Genomic DNA, 4,272 nt, shown 5'->3' with positions numbered 1-4,272 from the left:
TTTTTGTGCAAGCAAAATTCAAATACGTTTCGTTCTGGGCCATTATTAGTTGCATGTGCTTTTTTAACTATATAAGGCTGATGCTCATCTAATGTAAATTCACCGATGTATCGGACATGAGCATTTAGTGTGTCATTAGCAAAAACACGGATGGCTTTTCCTGTCTGTTTATGTTCCAAGAGAGCTTTATTCCCATTGATCATACGCTGATCACCACGTTGTCCTTCGCCACAATAAAACAGGGTGGTTCCCTTCTCATCCCAGCGATCATAATAGCCGTGGTCTTCGCCTTTTTCTGGGTGAGTAAAGAGGAAGATATTGGGCGTTTTTGCCGAAGCAGCAATGCCACTTTGTCTATTGCCACCGTATTGGTCATGTAATTCTGAACGTTTAATAATATCGTTTTCTTGTAAAGAAAAAGAGTTGGAAGACATGCGACTCTCCATTTTATTAAAAAGGCCGTCTGAAATTTTTTACTCCGGCTTAAATACGCCTGTATCCGTTTTAGGCTGCTGCTCGGCAATTTCGGCTTTTGCCGCAGCCTGCTCCGCTTCGGCTTTTTCAGTTTCGATGCGTTTTTTCTCGGTTAGGTATTGGTTGATTTGGTGTACCAATTCCTGTGTGCCTTGATGGGTCAGGGCGCTGATTTGGAAGAGGCGCGGGGTTTCCATGTCGAATTGGAAGCGGTCGTCTGGTTTGGGGTAATCCCAGCCGATGGCTTCGAGGAAGGAGGCGGTGCGTGCTTGGGCTTCTTCTTCGTCGAGCATGTCGAGTTTGTTCAGCACCAGCCAGCGCGGTTTGCCGTAAAGTTCTTCATCGTATTTGCGCAATTCGTTGATGATGGCTAGGGCTTCTTCAGCAGGGTTGACGGTTTCGTCGAAGGGCGCCAAATCGACGACGTGCAACAGCAGGCCGGTGCGCGATAGGTGTTTGAGAAAGCGGTGGCCGAGGCCTGCACCTTCTGCCGCGCCTTCAATCAGGCCGGGGATATCGGCCATGACAAAGCTGTGGTTTTCGTCGATGCGCACGACGCCTAAATTCGGATGCAGGGTGGTAAAGGGGTAGTTGGCGATTTTGGGGCGTGCGGCGGATACGGCGGTAATCAGGGTGGATTTACCGGCGTTGGGCATGCCTAACAAGCCGACGTCGGCGAGGACTTTAAGCTCGAGTTGCAGGGAACGGGTTTCGCCTTCTTCGCCGGGCGTGGATTGTTTGGGCGCGCGGTTGACGGAGGATTTGAAGTGGATGTTGCCCAAGCCGCCTTTGCCGCCTTTGGCGAGGCAGACGCGCTGGCCGTGGTGAGTGAGGTCGGCAACGATTTCGTCTGTATCGAGGTCGCGGATAAGGGTGCCGACGGGCATTTTGAGGACGATGTCGTCCGCACCTGCGCCATAGCGGTCGGAGCCGTGGCCTTTTTCGCCGTTTTTGGCTTGGTAGCGTTTGACGAAGCGGTATTCGACGAGGGTGTTGGTGTTTTCGTCGGCTTCTGCCCAAACGCTGCCGCCTTTGCCGCCGTCGCCGCCGTCAGGGCCGCCGCGGGGTACGAATTTTTCGCGGCGGAAACTGGTTGCGCCATTACCGCCTTTGCCTGCGGCGACTTCGATTTTTGCTTCGTCGATAAATTTCATGATGTTCTCTTATGGGTATTCGGTTGTTTCAGACGGCCTTTGTTAATAGAGGAGCTTGGTGTCTGAACGGATAAAATGTTGCTTATTATAAAGGATATTTCGGTTTTAGGCCGTCTGAAATATGGTTTCAGACGGCCTTGGATTTATTGGGCGAGGGCTTGGTCGATTTCTTGGTAGAGTTGGGTGAAATTGGGTTCGCCAACGTAGGTTTTAAGGATGTTGCCGTTTTTGTCGATCAGGACGGAAGTCGGGTAAACCTGTGTACCAAAGGCTTTTGCGGCAGTTTTGTCGGCATCGTACATGACGGTGAAGGGAAGGCCGTATTCTTTGACGTACTGATGGACGCTTTCGATAGGATCGATGGGCTGGGCAATGCCGAGGACTTGGAAATTTTTGCCTTGATAGTCTTGGGCGGTTTTGATGATTTTAGGCATCTCGCTCACGCAGCCGGGGCAGGAGGGAAACCAGAAGTTAATGAGGGTAACTTTGTCTTTCAAATCGGCGTTGGTAATGGTTTTGCCTTGCAGGTCGGGCAGGGCGAAATCAGGGGCGGCTTTGTTGCTGGGGATAAGGACGAAGGTAAGAAGCGCGCCAATCGTGGCAATGACAAGGAGTGTGAGTATTTTTTTCATGATTCGAGGTTTTGAATTGCGTGTGCTAAGGTTTGGGGAACGCTGATGCTGTGGCCGCTTTCGCTGCTGACGGGCATAAGGGTAACTTCGGCTTCGATGGCAGCTTTGCCGTTGGGCAGGGTTGCGGTTTGGCTGAGGATGATGTGGCGTGTGCCGATGTCTTTCAGACGGCCTGTGAAGGTTAAAACATCGCCTTCAAGCGACGGGCGGCGATAGCGGATATCGACGCGTGCAACAACGAGCATGATGCCTTCGAGTTCGGACAGAAGGTCATGCTCTTGAAAAAACGTCCAGCGCGCTTCTTCGAGAAATTCGAGATAGCGCGCATTGTTGACGTGGCCGTAGCCGTCGAGATGGTAGTTGCGGACGGTCAGTTTCATCAGTTGAGATTGATGGGTTGGAACTCTTCGCGTGCGATTGGTTCGTGTTCGAGGTCGGTAATCACGGTGGAGAGTTGGATATCGAACCATTCGTTGAAAATGTCGGCATCCAAATCCGGCCATTCGCTTTCGTCTTCGCACCAGTCGGCCAATTCGGCAGCAAAAATATCTTCAAAACGCGCTTCGATTTCGTCCCATACTTCGTCGGCAGTTTCGCATGGGCGAACGAGGTAGGAATTGGCATCGGCTTGAATGTCTTCCAGTGTCAGGCCGTCTAGGTGATTGCCGGGCAGGGATTTCAGCCAGTTCCAAAATGGATCGAGGGGGATAAGCAGGAAGACGCTGCGGTTGACTTCGTACATGGTGTTTTCCTTGGTTTCTGTATAGTTGAATGATATAGCAAAGGTGGTGGACTGGCTATCTTTTGGGGGATAAAGGCCGTCTGAATTTCAGACGGCCTTTATTTTTGGGAACAATCAGAGGTTTTCTGATGGTGTTTGATACAGGGTTTGGGGATTGGCTGTATCGGGAATTTCTGCCGGAGCGGTTTGAGGGGCTGTTACCGGTTCGGAAGTGGCATTGCTGTCCACTAAGTCATCAATGTCGATGTTGTCGTCTTCGCTTTGAGGGAGCGTGCCGCCGGTTTGTTGGGTGCGGACTTTCATGTAAAGGTCGCGTGTGTAGCTGTATTTGTCGATGGCTGCACCTTCGAGGCTGTCGGTCAGGTCGAGCAGTTCTTCACGGGTGTTGATGGCTTGCAGGCCGATTGTGCCCCAGCGTCCTGCTCTGGTGTGGAAGACGGCATTTTTAACCGGATAGACGGTGGTGACGGCGTTGCCGACGGTATCGCGTACGGTAGACGGGCCGAGTAGGGGGACAACGAAGTAGTTGCTGTTTTTCCAGCCCCATGAGGCGAAGGTATCGCCGAGGGTGTTTTTATTGCTGGGCACACCGCCTGCACCGGCTACGTCGATTAAACCGCCAAGGCCGAAGGTGGTGTTGATGCCGACGCGGACGAGGTCTTCGCTGGCGCGTTTGACGTCAAGGCGCAGTACATTGCTGCCGAAGCTGACGACATCGCGCAGGTTGTTGAAGAAGTTGATCACGCCGGTACGCACCGGTTTGGGCGTTATTTTGCGATAACCGCGTGCGACAGGGGAAAGGACGTATTTGTCTGCTTTGTCGTTGAACTTGGAAACGGTACGGTTGTAGCCTTCGTAAGGGTCGGCTGGATTGCGTTCGGCAAGTGCGGGAGCGGAGGCTATGCTGATGAGGAGGCAGAGTGAAGCGGTGGTTTTTTTCATGATTGCAACCAGTCTTTGATTTCGTAAAGTTCGGCCAGTGCGCGGACGGAATCGGGAATGTTTTGAATGGTCGGTTTTTTGTCTGTCCGGCGCAGAGCGTTGAGCAGCAGGGAAACGCAGGCTGAATCTGCTTTGCCTACTTGGCTGAAGTCTATACTGTCTGTTTCTTTCAGACGGCATTGTTGTTCGTAGCGCGCAAAGGCGGAGGCAGTCAGGGTTTTGACGGTAACGTCGCCGCTGATGTAGAGCGTGCCGTTGCGGATTTCTGTTTGCATGGTGTCTTTATGATGTAAGGCACCATGCCGTCTGAACATCAGGCGGCATGGTG

7 protein-coding genes are annotated in these 4,272 nt (G+C 52.2%); all 7 read right to left on the bottom strand.

The genetic code is table 11. The features are described from left to right. Positions 1-434, bottom strand: a 434-nt coding sequence (locus ACTHUM_RS10590) for a restriction endonuclease (protein WP_440402864.1), incomplete at its 3' end; no start/stop codon positions are given. 39 nt (positions 435-473) lie between these two features. After that, the gene (gene obgE / locus ACTHUM_RS10585; protein WP_108699895.1) at positions 474-1,628 is read right to left on the bottom strand and encodes a GTPase ObgE; all 1,155 of its coding nucleotides are present in this window, start codon (positions 1,626-1,628) and stop codon (positions 474-476) included. 143 nt (positions 1,629-1,771) lie between these two features. Next, positions 1,772-2,260 (bottom strand): peroxiredoxin family protein, encoded by a 489-nt coding sequence (locus ACTHUM_RS10580; protein WP_101755758.1) that lies wholly within the window; start codon positions 2,258-2,260, stop codon positions 1,772-1,774. Next, on the bottom strand, positions 2,257-2,640 hold the full coding sequence (locus ACTHUM_RS10575; RefSeq protein ID WP_107848611.1) for an acyl-CoA thioesterase: 384 nt from the start codon (positions 2,638-2,640) through the stop codon (positions 2,257-2,259). Before ACTHUM_RS10575 ends, ACTHUM_RS10580 begins: the two co-directional genes overlap by 4 nt. After that, positions 2,640-3,002 (bottom strand): hypothetical protein, encoded by a 363-nt coding sequence (locus tag ACTHUM_RS10570; protein ID WP_003681812.1) that lies wholly within the window; start codon positions 3,000-3,002, stop codon positions 2,640-2,642. Before ACTHUM_RS10570 ends, ACTHUM_RS10575 begins: the two co-directional genes overlap by 1 nt. Positions 3,003-3,116: 114 nt before the next feature. Beyond that, positions 3,117-3,944 carry an MlaA family lipoprotein gene (locus ACTHUM_RS10565; protein ID WP_049335811.1) on the bottom strand — a complete coding sequence of 276 codons (828 nt, stop codon included), beginning with the start codon at positions 3,942-3,944 and terminating at the stop codon, positions 3,117-3,119. Then, positions 3,941-4,219: an STAS domain-containing protein gene (locus ACTHUM_RS10560; protein ID WP_036493932.1), complete on the bottom strand. Its 279-nt coding sequence runs from the start codon at positions 4,217-4,219 to the stop codon at positions 3,941-3,943. Before ACTHUM_RS10560 ends, ACTHUM_RS10565 begins: the two co-directional genes overlap by 4 nt. Positions 4,220-4,272: the final 53 nt, after the last annotated feature.

The sequence above is a fragment of the Neisseria sp. P0021.S006 genome, assembly GCF_051956895.1.
This window is presented reverse-complemented; position numbering and strand designations above follow the sequence as displayed.